We start from the raw sequence: 18747 nt of genomic DNA, 5'->3' as shown, positions 1-18747 counted from the left end.
TGAACTCCTCCTCACAATTTAAAGAAAAGCCCACTATCTTTCGTATAGTGAGCTCCTTAAGCTTCATTAACTTCTGGTTGGGGCTCCACTACAATGACAAGTGCCACAAGTTATGATTGAAGCTTTGGGTTTCTGTGTATCAGATACGAATGCTGGGTTTACTTTTTTGAAAGTAAACTGTACTTTTGTTTCTTTTTTTACTTTCGTTGTCATAATACACACCTCCTTAAATTTTTGTTGGCGATAGATGTACACCAACTACCTTCAGATTAACAAGATTTTATTTTCCAACTACTTTCTGTAAAGATTAATCACTCTTTTACCCGCCAATTAACCATAATGTAAGACTAGATATACACAAAGATAGTATAATATGCATAAAATTCACCCTTTCTTTTTTTGAAAAAGCATATTACACTTTCTTTAGAGAAATTAATTTTGTACAGAGTACTCACTTTTTAAGGAGGTTGTTTATGAGATGGGATGCAGGAAGTATTTACAAAAAGATACGAAAGAGTAAAGGGTTAAGTCAAAACGAGGTTTGTGGCACCAGCATTTCTAGAACAACCTTGTCAAAATTCGAAAATAATAAACTTTCACCTTCCTATGACACGATGGTCTATCTGTTGTTGCAAATTGATATGAGTGAAGAAGAGTTTCAATTTGTATGTAATGACTTCAGCTATGATTTAAGGGATGAAATTATTACTCTTTTCTTTAGACAAACGTCGAACTTAGAAACTGCTCAACTTTTCAGGTTACTTGAAAAAGGAAATAAATATTTGAAAACAGCAGACGATATTTTTATAAGAAACTTGATGAAAATCATTCAAAGTCTCACTCTACTGACTAATGACCAGATTGAGCAAATCGATTGTTTACCAAAAATCATCATAAGTGATGTCTGGTCTAAATTGTCAAAAATGGATGAATGGTACTATAGCGAGCTTCGTCTAATTAATAGCTTTATGTATTACTTTCCGATAGAAACCGTCCTTTCGTTTCTTCCAAAACTGCTTGAAACGGTTGAAAAATATGAAAAATTTACCCCTATGATTACAATTAGACTATCTATTCTATTAAATGTAGGATTACTTTTGATTCAGAACAACCATAAAGAAGTTGCAATTCCTCTACTCAAAGAAGCAATCGATCTAGGAAAAGAAGCGAAACGATATGACTATTTGTCGATTGCCAAAGTACGTTATGCTATCTGCATAGATGATTACAAAATAGCTTGTGAAGGTTTTCTCTTGTTGGAAATGACCGAAGAAAACGATATTTTAGAGCATGTGAAAAAAGAATGGGCAGTTTTCTCTTCTTAATTAAATGCTTACCTATTTCCTTTTATGTACCGATGGACAAAAGACTGAACTAAGCAGAAACCAAAAAGCTATAACAACGTTGATATTCACTTTTTTCCGCCAACTGAAAGAAATTAGAGAAAAAGAGTAAACTCACAAAAATCGTGAATTTACTCCAAATCGATATACGGATCTTCTTTTATGGAATCAAATTTTCTAACGATGAGCTAGTCGTTTCTCGCATATAGCTTCTCCCTACTTCACCGATCCCAACATCCCAGCCACAAAATACTTTTGCAGCGAGAAGAAGACCACCATTGTTGGCAGAGTTGCGATCACGATTGCTAACATCATTAAGCCATAATCTGGATTATTGGCGGCGCCGATGGCAGAAATCATTAGGGGAAAGGTTTGCTTTTCTGGTGATTGAAGGGTGATCAACGGCCACAGGTAGCTATTCCAACTATTGATAAAGGTAATGATGGCAGCGGCCGCATAAGTTGTTTTCATGGTTGGCATGTATATTCGGAAAAACAAGCCTAGTTCCGACAGACCATCCATTCGCCCTGCTTCAAGCAGTGATTTGGAAAACATTTTTGTGTTTTGTCTGAAAAAGAAGATCAGAAATGCGGTCGATAATGTTGGCAAAATGACTGAAGCTACTGTATCGAGTCCGATAAAAGGAATCGTCGTTGAAAAGCTGCCGAACATTCGAAACAGTGGGATCATGGTGGCGGCAAAAGGCAACATCATCGACAAGAGCAAGATATTAAAAAGCATATTTTTTAATCGGCTTTGATAGATTTCAAATCCGTAGCCGGCCAACGAAGCGATCGTCACGGATAATATCGTCTGTAACAACGCAATCCTTGCACTATTAAAGAACACTTGTTTCAAGTCATAGGTTGCGACTAGGTTACGCCAGTTTTCTAGCAAATGGGTACTTGGCAATAGTTTGCCTTGCATGATATTTACGGTAGGATTGGTGATACTCACTAACATGAAATAAAAGGGAAAGGCAAACAGAATGGTAAAAACACCCAAAAATACATACGTGCCTACTTTTTTCATTTGTCCTCTCCTCCGATCTTAAATTGGATCATGGAAAAGAAGATGACCATGACGACAATGGCATAGGAAACTGCAGAGGCGTAGCCAAAATCTGGTGTATAGCGAAAAGAAAGATTATAAATATATTGGGAAATCGTCGATGTGGCATTTCCTGGTCCCCCTTGGGTCAAATTCATCGGTTCATCAAATAACTGTAGTGTGCCAATCGTTGAGGTCACGGCTGAAAACAAAATGACTGGCTTTAGCAAAGGGACGGTGATTTTAAAAAACTGTTTCGTTGGAGAAGCACCATCGATTCTAGCAGCTTCATAAATTGCTGGGTCAATGTTTTGCAAAGCCGATAAAAAGAAAATCATATTGTAGCCGGTCCAGCGCCAAGTGATGGCTAAAATGATAATGACTTTTGCCCAAAAGGGACTGGAGAAAAAGGCGATTGGCTCAGAGACAATCGACAGTCTCACTAAAAGGGCGTTCACCACGCCATTTGTTGCAAACAGTGATTTAAAGACCATGGAGTATGCGACTAATGAAGTCACTGCTGGCAAAAAAATGATCGTCCGAAACAGGCCTTTTAGCTTTAGGGTTTTCTGATTGAGCTGGACGGAAAAGAACATGGCCAACAAGACCATGACAGGCACTTGAAAGCCCAAAAAGATCAAGGTATTTTTCGTGGCTGTCAAAAAGGTTTGATCCGAAAACAGCCGCCGATAATTCGCTAGTCCGCTAAAGGTCAGCCCGTTACCGCTTCCTGATTGCAAGGATAATAGAAACGCTTGGATCATTGGATAAAAAGAGAAAAAGAAGATTAAGAGTGTCGGGATAGCAATAAATAGCCACCCCGTGATCACTCCTTTTTTATAAAATAATTTATTTTTCATCATACATGCCCCTCAGTCCGTGTTAATTCAATTGATTGTCAGCAATCATTTGCGTGTTTTTTAAGACTTCGTCCAAATCTGCTCCATTGACATAGTCCAAAAAGCCTTGATTCATGATGTCTTCCAACGCATATGTGTTTTTTCCAAAGTTTACCGAAGGAATTTCATTTGCCCAGTTCATGAAATCTTGATAGATAGCCTGATCGTCGAAGAAAGGATCTGGTGCATGATACGCATCTCCTTGTGAAGCGGGAACGTAGGAACCGATTGCTCCAACGGTTTGAATCAGCTCTTCGTAAAAGGCGATATTTTTGCCGAATACGTCAGCAATATAGCTCAGGGCTTCTTCTTTCCCATCAATGTCTAACACATAAATTGACGAGCCTCCGAGATTGGTCGCATTGACAGAACCTTCGATCGATTCTTGCTTGGGCACTGGAACGACTGCCCAATCGCCACTTTGGCTTTCTTCTGCTTTCACCGATGGAGTGATCCAGTTGCCTTGTAAAACGCCCGCTACTTCGCCGCTGTTAAAACCTGCTAACATTTGGTCCCAGCCATTGTGCGTTGTCATTACTCCTGAATCAAGCAGCATTTTCAAATCTTCAAGCCCTTGTTTCAAAGAAGGATTGCCGTCAATAAACGGCGTTTCACCATCCTCTGCGGTATACCAATAACCACTGGAATGCATCATCATTCGCAAATGTCCTAGATCATTCATATCGATAGACAGCAATGGTTTGCCAGTTGCTTCTTTCACACGGATCCCCAATTCATTAAAGGTTTGCCAAGTGATATTGGTGAAATCTGACAGTTCCAAGCCCGCTTCTTCAATGATCGATTTTCGCAAGTAAACGCCTGCTACCCCTGAATCAAACGGCATCCCATACTGCTCGCCATCGATCGAAGAAACCTCGATTTTGTAATCCATAAAGTCGTCAACATTTATATACTCAGTCAATGGAACGAAATACTCTGGAAACACTTCTAAAAAATTACGAGCGCGAAAATCTTCAATCAAGACGATATTAGGCAATCCTTGGGTACTGCCTGAACTAAAGATGGTATTCATTTTTTGTACGCTGTCTTGTTGGGAAATCTCGGTGACATTGATTTTGAAATCAGGGTTTTCTTCTTGATGGTATGATTCCGCCAACTCAAAGGCTGCGATATTGAATTTTGGGTCCCACGCCCAAATGGTGATTTCCTCTGCGCCGTTTTGATCGCCCCCCTCACGCTCTGGCGTATCGCTGCCATTCCCACAAGCAGCTAAGCCTCCTAGTCCTATCATTGCCATACATAAAGCTATTTTTTTCATTGTTTTGCTCCTTCCACTTTTTTTTGATAATTCATATGAAAATCAAAGGCAAATGCCTGATTTTGCAATAAATACTTCGGTAAAATACCGGGACCGCAACTGGCGCTTCCTAGTCCTTGCACCCCATAGTCAATGTTGACGGCAACTGCGTCGCTGGTTTCTAATTGATTGGTATGGGTCGCTTGTTCCAAATTGTTCTGGGTGTAGTGATGCACACTAAAATTCAGCGATTTGCTGGAAATAGTCAGTCCCGCTCCAGAAGGCTTAGACAAACGGAAGAATTTGGTCTTCATGCGGTTGCCATTTTCTTGCGGCCGCACATACGGCGTGTGCATCTCTGGAACGGTTCTTTCCCACCAATCGAAAAACCCGCTTTGGCAACTATCAGGATAGGTTTCATGCGGCCCAAGTCCCAGCCACTGCACGTTCTGATGTTCTTTATCAATCATCAGCTGCACACCGATTCGCGGTAGGGTTTTCGGTCCATTGCCAAACGGGGTTCCTTGGACTGCTATACGGATGTCGCCTGCCAATGAAAGACGATACGTAAAGAACAATTCAATTCCCCAGTCGAGGGAAATAGGCATTCTGTTGCGGTGAATCTCGACTTTTATTTCATCAGGGCGCTGTTCATAGGTAAACGCGAGCACACGCTCCTTTAAGTGGCGAATGCGAAACGCTTCCCATTCCTTGGCGATGCTTGCCGAACCAAACTCTTCACTGCCTAACAAGTCGTTGTCAGTCGGTGCCCGCCAAAAGTTCATTTCAAGCGGTTCAGTAAGCAAGGCTTGCCCTTCGATGATCCACTGGCTCAAGGTACCTGTTTTCTTATGAAAAACATAGGTCTGCTCAGCCAAAGTAATACTCAGTTCATCGGCCGTTTCTGAACAGTGAAAGGCATCCGCTTTGGGTATTTGTACGCTCTTTACTGATTGATCAATAATGGCTTGTTCCCAAGCAATTGCGTGATCTAAAGAAAAATCTGGCGCACTTTCTTCAAAGAAAAACAGCGTGACCACTGCCTGTGTTCTTCCTTCTAAATTCAGCATAGCTTCTTCTGGCAGAGAAATAGTTGTTTCTTCCTGAGGCAGAAGGTCGATTCTTGGCAACTCTTGTAAGAAAATCACCTGATCGTCTTCTTTGATTTGCAGGACTGGCTGTAAAGACGCTAAATTTCGAAAGTCGAAACGATTAGTGATGTGACAGGTCTGTTCTGAGAGCTGGAAGGTGATTTTGACAGGCTGAATCACTTTCTTATACTCAACCAATGCTGGCGATGGCGTACGATCTGGAAATAGCAATCCATCAATCACAAAGTTGCCATCATGGATTTCTTCTGCGAAATCACCGCCATACTTGTAGTACGTTTCACCAGAAACGTGATCTATACTCTTGATGCCATGGTCGATCCACTCCCAAATAAAGCCGCCTTGCAACCGAGGATAGCGATAAAACAATTTCAGATAATCACTCAATCCACCTGGACCATTGCCCATCGCATGGCCATATTCACATAAAATATGCGGTTGTGTTAGTGAAAGTTCCCCTTGTTCTGCCATTTCGCCAACAGATGTATACATAGTCGAAATGACATCAGATGCTTGGCACGCTTGCCATTCTCCCAAGGATTTCAAGTGCCGTGCTTCTCCTTCATAATGAACCAGACGACTGGGATCTAATTCCTTGATCAGCTGCGCCATCTTCAAATGGTTTTCCCCATAGCCAGACTCATTTCCTAACGACCAGAAAATGATCGAAGGATGGTTTCTATTTTTTTCGACCATTCTTTTTGCTCGGTCTAAATACGTTGGCAACCATTCCTCACTACTACTCAGTTCATTGATCCTTTGGGTGATATCCATCCCGTGGGTTTCAATGTCTGCTTCGTCAATGACGTATAACCCATAACGATCACACAGGTGATAAAACTTTGTGTCTGCTGGATAATGAGAACACCGTACAGCATTGATATTGAATGCTTTCATCATCTGCACATCTTGTTCCATCGTCTCAACCGTCAGACTTCTACCAGACTCACAATGCCATTCATGGCGATTGACACCCTTCAGAACCACCCGTTTTCCATTGATTTGGAAAATACCGTCAACTATGGAAATCTGTCTAAAGCCGACTTGGAACGGAATGACCTCCAACAGTTCCTCGCCTTGATACTGTTTCACCAAAAGATGGTATAGATATGGTTCTTCTGCGTTCCAAGGAATTATCTCTTCAATGGTTGCAGAAATCGTCCAATCTGCTTTTGCTCCTCGGTGGCGTCTCTCAGCTTTTTTTAAAACGGTTACATTTTCTTTGTTTAGCAATTCGATTTCTATCGTACGTTCTAACTGCTCTGGCGGTGCTTGTTGAAAGAAAAGCGAAACTTCCAAGATGCCATCTTTATATTGATTGCATAAATCTGCTTGGATCGTTACATTTTGAATCGACTGCGGCTTACGGGAAAACAAGTAGACTTCTCTAAAAATTCCGCCAAGCCACCACATATCTTGATCCTCGACATAGCTCATCGCGCTCCACTGCTTCACCTTTACACTAAGCACATTTTTGCCCTTTTGAAGATATGGTGTGATATCAAACTCCGATACCAAGCGACTACCGGTGCTGTAGCCAACATATTGATCATTGATATGCACCTCAAACACCGATTCCACACCTTCAAAGTGAAGCACATGCTCAAGATCAATGTCCTCCACAATAAATGCTTTTCGATAAAAGGCGGTTGGGTTCTCCATCGCAACAAATGGCGGATCAATCGGAAAAGGATACTGAACATTCGTATAGATCGGTTTTCCATGCCCTTGAAACTGCCAATGAGCAGGTACCTCTATTTTTTGTTCATATACAACTTGATTTTCAGTCTCACCCAAATAAAAATCCCATAGACCATTTAATGACTGATACCCAAAAGATGCCTGCGGATCTCCTTGCATAGCTGCTGCGACCGTTTCATAACTAAAAAAACTGGTTCGAGGCGACAAGCGGTTTTCATGTAGTATTGTTGGATTAAATATTTTTTCTTGGTACATAGCTTCCTCCTAATGTGTTTTTCGTACTTCTTTTGACAATCAACTGACTTCTCGCTATTTCTATTTCTTGGCATAGTGATATCGTCTAATCCAAAATGAATTAAGCGCTATCATAAAACCAAATCAGAAATTTCTAGCCGTGTGCATCTAATACCAAGCATATTTTTTCTGTACATCCACCTTAAAAACAACAGAACCTCTTATAGACGAATAGAAACCGAGGCTTGCCGACACTCTGTTTTAGAATTGGAATGCGTCAATCCCCTGTTATTTTAACTTCCCCATTTGAAACACAAAAAAAGGATTGGACGACTGTCCAATCCTTTTGACATAGCGAAATAAGCATAAGGCATCCTGCATAAAATCCCAGAAAATCTGCTTTTCCTACTAGAAAAAGAACAGAATATTAGGTACAATAAACAGGTCGATACCTTAGGGTATTGACTATGGCAACTTGATTAGTCAGTCCGATTGACTTTTCAAGGCCTCGTATTGGAGCGCCAACTCTGATACGGGGTGCCTTTTTTTATTCGGTTTCTATTCCCCTCTATTGTATAGAAACCCGTTTTGGAAAGCAAGACCAAATCTGAGGGAAATGATTTAATAACAGAAAAGATTTATGGTTTTTTGATGTTTTCTTATGCTTTTTGATGGATAATGTAATCGAGTGTGTACAATTTGTTATTATGCTGTAATCTCCTTGACCGTAGTAGTATTATCATATGGGGTGATTTTGTGTATCATAGAATTCGAGACTTACGCGAAGACAAAGACTTGAATCAAGAACAACTTGCTAAACTACTGAATATCAGCCAAACAACTTACTCCCCCTATGAGTCAGAAAAATTAGACATTCCTACTCAACTTTAATATCCTCGAGATATCATCAATCTCCAACGCATCTGCAATCCTTTCAATGTGTTCTAAATAAATTTTTTGTCTTTTTCCATTTGCCAAATTACTTAAATTTGATGGCTCAATTCCCGACAACCTTGCGAGTTCTCTTAAAGACATCTGACGTTCTGCTAATAAATCGTTGATTAGCACTTCCACTTTTCTATCACCTTCATTTTCGTTCATTTATATTTCCTCCTTGTGTTGTCTATATAAACATGGTATAGTACAATAATTTTAGATTGTTGTTCGTATAGACATGAAGTTTATAAATATAGAAGAAGGTACCCTTATGACATCGGAAAATGAAAATAAAGAATTACTGACAAAGAAGAATCAACCGATTAAAACCATTACTCAACAAGATATCAATGCGCTATAAACAACACATGAGCAACTTCGATCATGGTCATCGATGCTAGAGGTATTAATCAAATTATTTGATTGTAAAAAGAACCGATTAATAATGAAAAAATTACTAAAACTTACCATTTGATACGAAAAAGGTTCTACAATATTTAGTGTTGGTGGAAAATCTACGGATTTTCTACTGACACTTTTTTTGTAAAAAAAGATAGAAAAAGAGATAGCCTAACTAGTAGAATTTAGTCGTCTAAAACAAAACTACACCAAGAAAGGGTATCTCCATGGATCATTGTACTAAAAAATTGTTAGTTTTAACAGAAGAATGGTTAGAGACTATAGAAGAAGAGGGGTTTTGCACCAAACTTAGCTATATACCAAGTCATTGCCGTAAATGTGGCATCAAAAATGAAGGACAAACCATCAAAAATGGCTCCCACAAAACGAAGGTCCAACTTCTGCCTTATCGAGCAACCAAAACAGAATTACGCTTGGTACGTACGCACTTTTACTGTAAAGAATGTCAGTCGACATTCAATACTCAGACAAATTTGGTAGATGAAAACTGCTATCTTTCAAAGGAATTAAAGGTTAAAAATACCTTGGAACTGGCGAAGAATACAACAAGCAAAGAAACTGCCGATCGCTGTTTTGTCTCTGACTTAACCATCCTGCGTGTCCTGCACATCTGTTTAAAAACATAACCTACAGCTATCGAAATTTCTACAACTTTCGAGCGAAAATTCACCTCAGTCAAGGCTTAATCTTCCAAGTGAAATAAAAACCAGTTAAACACTCTGTCTAACTAGCTATAACTAAATTTTCAGTTGTACCTTTCTCTATAAATACAAAATGTTAAAGAGCAAAAAAAATACCCTCCAAAAGGAGAGTGTTTTGAAATCTTCGGTAAAAAGATTAACGTTTTGAAAACGGACAACCGTAATTTTTTAGATTCTCAATCTATAGGAATCCTTTCATATCAAGGATTAGGCAGTATTCATGTTACACCAAAATCGATAAAAAAGGATTTCTATAGACAATATTTGAACCAATTTGAACCACGATAGATGGTAGTTGAATACAATTTTTTTACTAGTTTGGGGAATTATTTCAAATTCCTTTTATTTCTTTAAGACCGTATTGTGTATTCCCTTAAAATCCAGTTGCATCTGATTTAAAACAAACCGCTTCAAATCAATGTTTCATACAAAAGCAAAACCTTGATGATTGTTAGTAAAACTTGTTCGAGAAGGTAAAAAGTATGGTAAAAAAATATTCGCCGGTATTCCTTACTTCATGTAATATTCAGCTTTCAGTAACTATTATTTGGGATTAAATAGTTATCTCGACATCACCAGAAATTAGTCTCTGCACAATCGCATTATGAATAATTCCTACAAAAGTTTTTGCGGTTTTATCCGTAACATATATTTCTCTTTCATTATCATTAAAGGAAACTCTAAATTCCTCATCTAGTTTATTGACCGCGCTCTTTATTTGATTTATTCCATATTGTGATTCATTTGGAGAGTACTTAGCCAGTCTTCTAACTGCTCTGGCACTGCTTAATAGCTGATTGGATACGTCCAAGCTATCTAACCCCCGAAACTTGTATCCTTCTTGTGATATTTTATAAGTTCCATCTTTAAATTTTTCAATCACTCTATTAGATTTTGCCTTAAGATTCTCATTTAACGTCAACATCTTTTCAAACCTGTTTACGTCGTAAACAAATAATGTTTTTGTTTCAATATTTAATCTAGCCGTTACAGTTGGTGGGATTTGTATGCCCTTTGGAATATTAAAAACAGTTGTGTCCTCTGTAATAGACAACGACATTACAGGTTTGTTCTTAATAACAGAATTTCTAGAAATTTCTAAAAAAAACAGAGACTCTTTTTCTTGAACGATCAAAAATTTAATGCCTTCATTTTCTTCAAAACTATCGATTATTCCCGTGTTAGAGCTTCTTAATGCCTTTTTAAACTTAATAACTTCATCCGTATTATTTTCTAACAAAGTTTCTATCGCCTCTTTGAATTCTATTAGATAACTATCTGAATTAATTCCCGAGAAATCGATCTTATATGGAATATCCTGAATTAATGAATTTTGATTATAATACTCCATATCGTTTTCATTTTCCATCTTTACTGTTAAATCTGCTTTAAAGGCCGAAAAAATTTTTTCTTTTTCTTCATCACCAGTCCGCAACTTGTGAATTTTATACAATTTTGTTTGTTTAGATGTACATACATATACCCTTTCAAGAAACACATTTTCCAACTCCATCCTTATCATACATTGTAATATAAATTTTAGAAGCGTTAACGTCACCGAGTTGATAAACTTTTAATTCCCTGTATCTTTTTGATTTAAACGAGAAAAAATATCTAGTATCGGACGTTTTATATAAATCAATCTTTAATATAACTAATAAAACATTAGGAAATATATCAGAACTCTTCATCACGAGAATATAAATTATTAATTGTAATGATATAAAAATAAGAATAGAAGATAGCGGTGATTTACCTAAAATAAAAACTGCAGGCAAAACATTTCCCAAAAGAAATGCTACCATACCACTATTTTTTTCTTCTACATTCCTTGAATCGAAATACTCTTTATCCGATTCAAACACTTGGTCAGTACTTGAATGGAAATATTGTCTCATAAGTATTTTTTTTAGTAAAAATGCACAAAAGAGAAGGAAAATAAATAACGTGAAAACAGCAAAAATTATTTTTACTTTTATTTCACCTTTGAAAATAGAAAAGGTAAGTATATATCCGAATTCCTTACCTAATTGCAATAAAAACAATAAATAGGAAGGAGCCATAGCTGTAATGAAATATAGAACTTTATAGTACAACCGTGTACCTTGAAACATATTATACCTCCTTCATCTTGGGCACTAATATTTCAACGTTCTCATTAAATTCACTCTATACTAAAGTTTGAGATATTCGGTAATATAGTATAGTAGATAAATATAGTTTTCCTTAAAAACAATTTGAGGTATTAGTTAAAAAAACCTGTAAAAATATCCATAATTTTTTGAATACCTTTCAACGCAACAACAGCTTCTGGTATGCCCTTAATAACTGTAGATAGAGTAGACATTGCTGTTTTCATAATGGATTTTTGGGGATTTGCTTTCTTTGACTCCGCCTCAACAATATTAAGATTTGCTAATAGCATTTCTTTAGTATCTTCATCAATATCAGATTCTTTCAAATTTTGGCGAACATCTACAATAAGTTTACTCAATAACTCTAAATCAGCACCATTATTCTGTGTCGCAATTAAACTACTGTTGTCGTTAGAAATATTTACTTGCGGATTACCGCCATTAATTGTAATCATAAACATATTCTCCTCATCAAATCCCATATCTGTTGAAATATCCATTAGGTAATCATCAATATTTGAAATAAAAGGTTGAACAACTCTATTTCCAAACTCTTCTACCATATCTTGAAATTTTTTCGAAGAAGTATATCCCCAACCAAGCATAGCAACGTCCATTTCGGGACGTTCAGAAATATACTTTAATATCTGATATATGGTATTAACCTCTTCCTCCGGTGTATCTCCAGTTTCCATAGTACCCTGACCATAACCGGAAGCTTGAATTAAATTAGATTCAAAATCCGGAATTTCTGTATAAAGACTTCCCACAAACTCCTTTATTATGGGTGTACTATCAATGTAGACAACAAACATTTTTATTATCGAATTTACTTCATTATAATGAGCGTGCATCACTCTTGATCCCAAACCTCTAAATCTTCTACTGACTTTTCTAAGCTCTTTTTTAGTTATCTCCATTTGTCATCTCTCCACAATACGGACAATAGCCGCCTTCAAATTTTAAACTTGGGGTAATTCTAGCTTGTTCATTACAACAATAATATTTTTTTAATTCCAAATTTTCTGTTTTTGAAACGATAGGATCAATAGGTTCGGGCTCAAGCTTTTTCCCAGCTTTAAATACAACAGGCCTTTTTTTGTATTTTTTTTCCATCCCTTTAAAAAAATCATTAAGCATATCGTAAGCAGCATTTGCAGCCATATTTTCTGCCAATTCAATTTCTTCTTTACCGATGAATGATTGTCCATGCAACCCACAGCAGGGACACCATTGCAAAATCTGAAAATCTTCTTGAATTGCTTTTCCAGACAATTTGAAAATTTCTCCACAGTTAGAACAAGTCCTTAGTATAAAACCCTCAGAATCCGCAGGAATAGAAAACCTAATTGTATCTAAATCATTCATAGTTTAACACTCCACATGTATTTTTAATTCAATAATACAGAATGTACGTTCGCTTTTCAAGTACCTAATCAATGGCCAGTTAAATATATCCTATAATTACAACTAATATGAGTTACCATTCAGGTATTCCAGAATTATTTCTTGGATTAGTCAATCCGCAAGAAGGGTGTCGCCTCAAGCGATTCACCCTTCTTGTGGATTTTGCCTGTTGCATAGTGGCGCGCCGCTATGCATGCCCCGTTCTAACAGGGGGCTAGCTATAAGCAGTAGATGCTTGAAATTTCCGATTAGACGCTGAGACATCAACCTTTTCACTGTCTCATTAACAATGATAGCGTCACAAACAGAGAGGTCAATGTTCCTTGTCGAAATATGCTACTATCTTTTCTAACTCAACCTTAAATGGATCATAGAGATTTATTTCATCATTCCTTTGATTAATGCTATAGGATTTCTTTTGATCATCATACTCATATCGAGCAACGTTTGCTGTATTGTCTTGTTCTTTGATTCCATAATAAAAAATTATCGATTCCTTCAACTCTACATCCAATAAAGGAAATTGACGGGTATAATAATCAATTTCTAGTTGAGGTCTCAAATCCGGTAAAGTATGAAGCTGTTCCTTTTGATGTTCTGAGAAAGTAAATGGTAAGTAGTGAACCCTATTTCCTTCCTTTTCAATATACACGTAAAAAATCGGTGCTCCAATTTCTTCATTTTTCATCTCTGATGCAATATACAGATTGTCATAACCGATAACTGGGCTGTAAATTAAATGGCTGCTCTTTTCTTCAACTAATGAACCTGAATCAATTATCCCTTGAATAAACTCAATGATTGTCATTTCATCATACAAATCAATTTTCTGCTGTTTCAAAAAAAGAATAATCTGCTGAACAAACAGTGGATTTAACTGTAAACGAAAATGATCGACTACAATTTTTGTAATGAATTCTTCTGGCGAACCATAAAGCAGCTCATTAGTTGTTATCTTTCCCAGAAGAGCAATTTTTTTCAGTTTATCTTCTTTAGGTAGATTGATGCCACGTTCCCAATTATGTACAGTCGTTTTTGGAGAGTTCCTAATTAGTTCTCCAAATTTATTATTATTTAAATCATAACAGACTATCTTAGCAACAACAATAGATGGATACTTTATAGTCGATAAAAATATACCGAGGGCGTATGATTGAAATGCGCTCCAATAAGTACTTTTCTTTATCTTTGAAAACCATATACTGAATGGATGGACTTGTGAATGGATTAGTATCGTAATAAACAAGAGTTGCTGTGAAAGAAACTCGTTTAGAGAAATAATGGTCTCAACAGAAACTCGCTGAACGGACTTTGCTAGTTTAGTTAAAACACGGGGGAAAGTTCTAGAAAAGCGCAACCGAACCTTGTCTATTACAGAGTTAAAAAAGCTACGGACTTATGTCATTCATCATACAGATAATGAATTTAATGTACTTGTGCTACTAGCTTTAGAAATTGGGATACGTCGTGGAGAGCTTTTTGGCATCCGGCCTGAGAACGTTTTCAAATATGGCATTGAGGTTCGGCGATCTATAAGTCCTACTTCTGAAGATACTTCATTAAAGACAAAAAACTCTAAGCGAGATGTTTCTATCAACAAGGAGGTCTATGAGATTTTACAGACCATCCCAATTAAAGAGAATGGCTACTATTTCGATCCTAACGGCTTTAATCAATCCTCTAGACTAGCGCAACTGCTAAAGAAGCTAGATATTCCAAAAACAACTTTCCATGGTCTAAGGGATACTTACGCTTCATTTCTTTTCTCACAAGATATTGATATCGCCTATGTCTCAAAACGCTTAGGTCACACCAATATCCAAACAACGCAAAATTATTATCTGCAATTAATGCCAGAAAAAAGCACCAGCAAGATGCTGATGCCTTAAATTTATTAAATTCTTTGTCGAGTTGATTTGAACCAACTTGAACCAAAAGACTCTTGTAAACGTTGATACAATAAGGAATCGATTAACGTTTTGAAACTGTGAAGCTTTACGAGCTTTCTTAAGACCTGGTTAAACAAATTTTTGTTTTTTAATGTTTTACACTGCTACAAACAGCGCAAAATTAAGGTTCTCTTATTCATGAAGTTTTACTAAGCTATATAAAATTATATTCTGTCATTACCTCAAATCATTACCACAACTTGGCGAGTTGGTTGATTGAAGAATAGCAATCACTTTTTCATTAAACCCTTAACCCTCTATCGTCCGGTGACCAAAATAGCGATATACCGGGTTTAAAGACATAGCGTCCGGTGAATCGTCCGGTAAAAGGTTCTAAAACTATGAATCTTATGAAACATCGTCCGGTGGTTAAAACGTTGATATAATAAGATTTATATTCTATCTTCCGGTAAATCGTCCGGTAAAGATAAAAAAATCAATTAAAATTAGCTAGCGTCAGTGGCTATCAGGTAATATCTAGTAGCTGGCCCTCGCCCCTCAGAACCAATTATGCCTGCTTTCTTCAAACTAGATAATAGTTCAGATGTGTAGCTTTTTTGCAAGTCTAGTGCATCTTGAATCTCTTGGCGGCTAGCAAGTTTCCCACCACTAAGATATTGAACAATCGAAATCATATTACGATTCAATTCCATAGTATTTAGCTTATAATTCATATTATACAAGACAACAGTAAATAAATTATGTGTTGCAATTAATTCTGGTTGACGCATAAACCCCTTATACAGAGAATAAATACGGCGAATTCCAGAACCGTAATTTTCAATATAGTTCATTTTATCCAAAGCATTTATCAAAATAGGATTCCGTTTAGCATTCGCTCCTTGTTTTATGTCCTCAACCGTTAATCCATCTGGAAGAGAGCCCGGTGAAGAAATCGCTAATCTATCATCAAAAATCTCTATTTTAATATCTGAACTCATAGTATAGTCTCGATGAACGAAGGCATTCATTATTGCTTCACGGACTGCATCAATCGGATAAGAATAATTCTCTATTCGCTTACCATTGTGTCCTAGAGTAATTTGAACCCTGTTACTTAGATGAATATATTGAATTGCATCATCAATTTGTTTTGCCACAGAGCCTGAAAATATTTTTTTATCTCGAAAAGTGACTACATCCAGTCCTTCATACACCGCTACTTTTGAAATAAATGGATTCTCATCGCTAACTATTAATGCAGCGTTATTGAATTGATCCTCTACCTTTTTCTTAAAATCCAACCCAATAACATCAAATTTTATTCCTTCTTTTGTAAAAGCCTGCTCGGCGTAATTAAAGGTTAAGTCATTCCGTTCAATTTTTTCGCTATCGAAAGAATTGGCAATATGCCGATTCATCATTCTTCTTATCTCCGAATCACTAGCACGTCTTTTCGAACTGCCATTACGTATATATACGCCTTTCCAGTTCATTCCTTCCCCGTCAGTATAATAATAGGGTTTATTGGAGCCCGCACTTACAGAAATTTTAAAAGGTGTACAATTAGGATCAACCAGAATTAAACCCGTAACTTCTGGCCTAAATGCACTGGCTACCCAATTACTTAATAGTTCTTCCCATTCTTTATATTGCTTACTCTTATTAGGAAGTTCAACTGGTATTCCATCATCACTAGCACCTAAATAAATCGTTCCGCCTGTATCGCTATTTAAAAAAGATACGATCTCTGCCTTTAGATGATTAGGCTTCTTGGGAACTGATTCCTTGTATTCTATGTTATATCCTTCATTAAGTTCAGTCAATTGTATCCCCCCCATAGTTATAAATTATAATTCAGCTTTATGTCACCCATTAATCACGAAATGTTTTTTATATCACTGAAATTTTAATTCATTTCAACAAAGTACTACGCTTCTATAACTAATCGATTTTAAAAAATTAGCATAGTGAATATTATATTATTCTTCATATTGCGAAATAAATAGCTCTAACTCTTTAGCTGGCGTAGTCAAGCTTAAATTCGAAATGCAAGCTTCATTAATTATTTCACTTTCATCAAATCCATCATTCAACCAATCAGAATTCCACAATGTGAATCCTTTAGGATCAGAAACTTTCTTACATAATTTTGCACTGTAAGGTTTCTCTCGTGAATGAATTAAAGAAAGCCTTTGTAACCAAATTTCAACTATATCAGTATTAGGAGTATTAACGAATTTTCTTAAGATTTTATCCAAGTATAAGTTGATTTCTTCTACAGCAATAAACTCAAAAAGCTTACCTAAAATCACAATACAAGCTTCCAAAGTTCTAGGATTCTTTTGCATTATATTAACAAGAATGCTAATCAATTGGTAGATATCATCTGGTCTTTTATTTAAAGTAGAAACTCTATGTGTGTAAACCTCACTTAGCGCTTTACTTAAGCTCCCACAATTTGGATATTTATCTCCTAAAAGCTTTACTTGTAACAAATGCTTTTGAAGACTAAGCTTAAACTTCCACTTATTATTATTTTTTTCTATAAAACTTGCATGCTTAAGATCCCAGTAAATCTTATCTGACTTAATTGCATCTAAGATTATATTATCCGATAAAAATGTTTTGTTTGAATTTAGCTTCAAATTTAAATCCGATAATACTTCAGATAATAATCTGATAATCACTTCGGCCTGGTCTTTTCGAACCGAGAAAATTCTGTAATCATCTCTGTAACGAAGTATTTTAAATTCTTCAATCCCCGCCTCTTCTATCTTGTTTAACAACATTTTATCAGCATATCCGAGTACTATTTCAGCTATAAAATCCATTAATACATTTCCTTGGGGTATACCATTCGTTTGACCGTTTTGCAAATATTGTATTTTAGAATCTATTAAATTTCCAATACCTTGGGAATTTTTTCTATGTGTTTTAGCCCATTCTTTTGAATGTAACGCCCATGGAATGGTATGTGTGTACATTGAACTATAGCAATCGGTAATATCTGAATGAATACAGTACTCATATTCCAATGCATAACCGATTTGTGCCTGTTCAAGATTTTCCCACCAATTTAAAATAGTTTCCGCAGTATCACTCTTCGAAGAAATCGATTCCACAGGAAGCGATATACATTCAATTCGCTTATCAGCTTGGAATTCTTCAAACTTATTTTTGATGTGCCTCCAATTATTTTGCTGTGTAATGACGTTTACCAAGTCTACATATACTATTGGATGTAATATTTGAAGAGGTCTCCAAGCGTAATTTCCATCTTTGTTAGCTAATATTCGATGATTAACGTCAACTGCTTCAGATAGCGACCTCTTATGTTTAACTAGTTCAGAAAATGGCTTGTCTTTTAATAAATCCACCGCTTTTCCTATAACTACTGATAAATTGATATAATTAGGCAAAGACGTCTTAAAAAAGCTTGCTGACTTTAATAAAAATTGTTTTGCTTCTTGATTATCCATTTCTAATATGCTTTTTCTAGTACTATTCAAATTCAAAATCTCCTAGATAAATAAAGTTGTAATACAAGAGTATACCCTAACGTTACATATCTCATTCATTATTATACCAGTATTTCTTCGCGACACATAAGGGTGTAACATAATAATTTTAAACGAAATGACTACAAGTAGTTATTGAAGCAA

Annotated in this window: 14 protein-coding genes and 3 pseudogenes; 4 read left to right on the top strand and 13 right to left on the bottom strand. The window is 36.4% G+C overall.

The annotated features are described in order from the left end of the window. Positions 1-66: 66 nt before the first annotated feature. Positions 67-213 (bottom strand): hypothetical protein, encoded by a 147-nt coding sequence (locus P0G38_RS00665; protein WP_159161216.1) that lies wholly within the window; start codon positions 211-213, stop codon positions 67-69. Between the two features lie 260 nt (positions 214-473). Here P0G38_RS00665 and P0G38_RS00660 point away from each other — a divergent pair, with 260 nt between their 5' ends. After that, positions 474-1325 carry an Rgg/GadR/MutR family transcriptional regulator gene (locus P0G38_RS00660; protein ID WP_159161217.1) on the top strand — a complete coding sequence of 284 codons (852 nt, stop codon included), beginning with the start codon at positions 474-476 and terminating at the stop codon, positions 1323-1325. A gap of 234 nt (positions 1326-1559) precedes the next feature. Here P0G38_RS00660 and P0G38_RS00655 read toward each other — a convergent pair whose 3' ends face one another. The 4 genes from P0G38_RS00655 to P0G38_RS00640 are packed head-to-tail and all read right to left on the bottom strand — an operon-like array spanning position 1560 to position 7615. Next, entirely contained in the window at positions 1560-2375 is an 816-nt protein-coding gene (locus P0G38_RS00655; protein WP_008381786.1) for a carbohydrate ABC transporter permease, read from the bottom strand. Continuing rightward, entirely contained in the window at positions 2372-3253 is an 882-nt protein-coding gene (locus P0G38_RS00650; RefSeq protein WP_275853619.1) for a carbohydrate ABC transporter permease, read from the bottom strand. Before P0G38_RS00650 ends, P0G38_RS00655 begins: the two co-directional genes overlap by 4 nt. 22 nt (positions 3254-3275) lie before the next feature. Next, positions 3276-4571 carry an ABC transporter substrate-binding protein gene (locus tag P0G38_RS00645; RefSeq protein WP_123834765.1) on the bottom strand — a complete coding sequence of 432 codons (1296 nt, stop codon included), beginning with the start codon at positions 4569-4571 and terminating at the stop codon, positions 3276-3278. Beyond that, the gene (locus P0G38_RS00640) at positions 4568-7615 is read right to left on the bottom strand and encodes a glycoside hydrolase family 2 TIM barrel-domain containing protein (RefSeq protein ID WP_275853614.1); all 3048 of its coding nucleotides are present in this window, start codon (positions 7613-7615) and stop codon (positions 4568-4570) included. The genes P0G38_RS00645 and P0G38_RS00640 overlap by 4 nt, the downstream gene beginning before the upstream one ends. 735 nt (positions 7616-8350) lie before the next feature. On the opposite strand from P0G38_RS00640, the pseudogene P0G38_RS00635 reads away from it, so the two are divergent. Next, positions 8351-8479: pseudogene (locus P0G38_RS00635) on the top strand (helix-turn-helix transcriptional regulator); the annotation flags it as partial. Here the strand turns inward: P0G38_RS00635 and P0G38_RS00630 are convergent. Then, positions 8462-8695 (bottom strand): helix-turn-helix domain-containing protein, encoded by a 234-nt coding sequence (locus P0G38_RS00630; RefSeq protein WP_016621137.1) that lies wholly within the window; start codon positions 8693-8695, stop codon positions 8462-8464. The pseudogene P0G38_RS00635 and the gene P0G38_RS00630 overlap by 18 nt on opposite strands. A gap of 461 nt (positions 8696-9156) precedes the next feature. Between P0G38_RS00630 and P0G38_RS00625 the strand changes: the two are divergent. Next, a pseudogene (locus P0G38_RS00625) lies at positions 9157-9573 on the top strand (ISL3 family transposase); the annotation flags it as partial. A gap of 631 nt (positions 9574-10204) precedes the next feature. On the opposite strand, the gene P0G38_RS00620 reads toward P0G38_RS00625, so the two are convergent. The 5 genes from P0G38_RS00620 to P0G38_RS00600 all read right to left on the bottom strand — a co-directional run bounded on the left by P0G38_RS00620 (position 10205) and on the right by P0G38_RS00600 (position 14550). Beyond that, complete coding sequence (locus tag P0G38_RS00620; RefSeq protein ID WP_275853609.1) at positions 10205-11149, bottom strand: hypothetical protein; 945 nt, start codon at positions 11147-11149, stop codon at positions 10205-10207. Next, positions 11139-11765, bottom strand: coding sequence for a hypothetical protein (locus P0G38_RS00615; protein ID WP_275853607.1), 627 nt, complete (start codon positions 11763-11765; stop codon positions 11139-11141). The genes P0G38_RS00620 and P0G38_RS00615 overlap by 11 nt, the downstream gene beginning before the upstream one ends. A gap of 131 nt (positions 11766-11896) precedes the next feature. Beyond that, positions 11897-12706, bottom strand: a complete 810-nt coding sequence (locus tag P0G38_RS00610; RefSeq protein WP_275853605.1) for a hypothetical protein — start codon at positions 12704-12706, stop codon at positions 11897-11899. Beyond that, positions 12693-13154, bottom strand: coding sequence for a TFIIB-type zinc ribbon-containing protein (locus tag P0G38_RS00605; protein ID WP_275853603.1), 462 nt, complete (start codon positions 13152-13154; stop codon positions 12693-12695). The genes P0G38_RS00610 and P0G38_RS00605 overlap by 14 nt, the downstream gene beginning before the upstream one ends. 352 nt (positions 13155-13506) lie before the next feature. Next, a complete protein-coding gene (locus tag P0G38_RS00600) occupies positions 13507-14550 on the bottom strand; it encodes an XRE family transcriptional regulator (RefSeq protein ID WP_275853601.1) in 1044 nt (347 codons plus the stop codon). Here P0G38_RS00600 and P0G38_RS00595 point away from each other — a divergent pair. Then, positions 14498-15108, top strand: a pseudogene (locus P0G38_RS00595) (site-specific integrase); the annotation flags it as partial. The gene P0G38_RS00600 and the pseudogene P0G38_RS00595 sit on opposite strands and share 53 nt — an antisense overlap. Positions 15109-15588: 480 nt before the next feature. On the opposite strand, the gene P0G38_RS00590 reads toward P0G38_RS00595, so the two are convergent. Further along, positions 15589-16908, bottom strand: a complete 1320-nt coding sequence (locus P0G38_RS00590) for an ATP-binding protein (protein ID WP_275853599.1) — start codon at positions 16906-16908, stop codon at positions 15589-15591. Between the two features lie 156 nt (positions 16909-17064). After that, complete coding sequence (locus tag P0G38_RS00585; protein ID WP_275855199.1) at positions 17065-18564, bottom strand: RNA-directed DNA polymerase; 1500 nt, start codon at positions 18562-18564, stop codon at positions 17065-17067. Between the last annotated feature and the right edge of the window lie 183 nt (positions 18565-18747).

Origin of the sequence: Enterococcus casseliflavus (assembly GCF_029215545.1) — a bacterium.
GTDB classification, from domain to species: domain Bacteria; phylum Bacillota; class Bacilli; order Lactobacillales; family Enterococcaceae; genus Enterococcus_D; species Enterococcus_D casseliflavus.
This window is presented reverse-complemented; position numbering and strand designations above follow the sequence as displayed.

Bases quoted from the DNA above. Each gene is read 5' to 3' on its own strand.
- P0G38_RS00630 (WP_016621137.1), bottom strand. From the start codon at position 8,695: ATGAACGAAAATGAAGGTGATAGAAAAGTGGAAGTGCTAATCAACGAT.
- P0G38_RS00650 (WP_275853619.1), bottom strand. From the start codon at position 3,253: ATGAAAAATAAATTATTTTATAAAAAAGGAGTGATCACGGGGTGGCTA.
- P0G38_RS00665 (WP_159161216.1), bottom strand. From the start codon at position 213: ATGACAACGAAAGTAAAAAAAGAAACAAAAGTACAGTTTACTTTCAAA.
- P0G38_RS00660 (WP_159161217.1), top strand. From the start codon at position 474: ATGAGATGGGATGCAGGAAGTATTTACAAAAAGATACGAAAGAGTAAA.
- P0G38_RS00640 (WP_275853614.1), bottom strand. From the start codon at position 7,615: ATGTACCAAGAAAAAATATTTAATCCAACAATACTACATGAAAACCGC.
- P0G38_RS00605 (WP_275853603.1), bottom strand. From the start codon at position 13,154: ATGAATGATTTAGATACAATTAGGTTTTCTATTCCTGCGGATTCTGAG.
- P0G38_RS00610 (WP_275853605.1), bottom strand. From the start codon at position 12,706: ATGGAGATAACTAAAAAAGAGCTTAGAAAAGTCAGTAGAAGATTTAGA.
- P0G38_RS00585 (WP_275855199.1), bottom strand. From the start codon at position 18,564: ATGGATAATCAAGAAGCAAAACAATTTTTATTAAAGTCAGCAAGCTTT.
- P0G38_RS00655 (WP_008381786.1), bottom strand. From the start codon at position 2,375: ATGAAAAAAGTAGGCACGTATGTATTTTTGGGTGTTTTTACCATTCTG.
- P0G38_RS00615 (WP_275853607.1), bottom strand. From the start codon at position 11,765: ATGTTTCAAGGTACACGGTTGTACTATAAAGTTCTATATTTCATTACA.
- P0G38_RS00645 (WP_123834765.1), bottom strand. From the start codon at position 4,571: ATGAAAAAAATAGCTTTATGTATGGCAATGATAGGACTAGGAGGCTTA.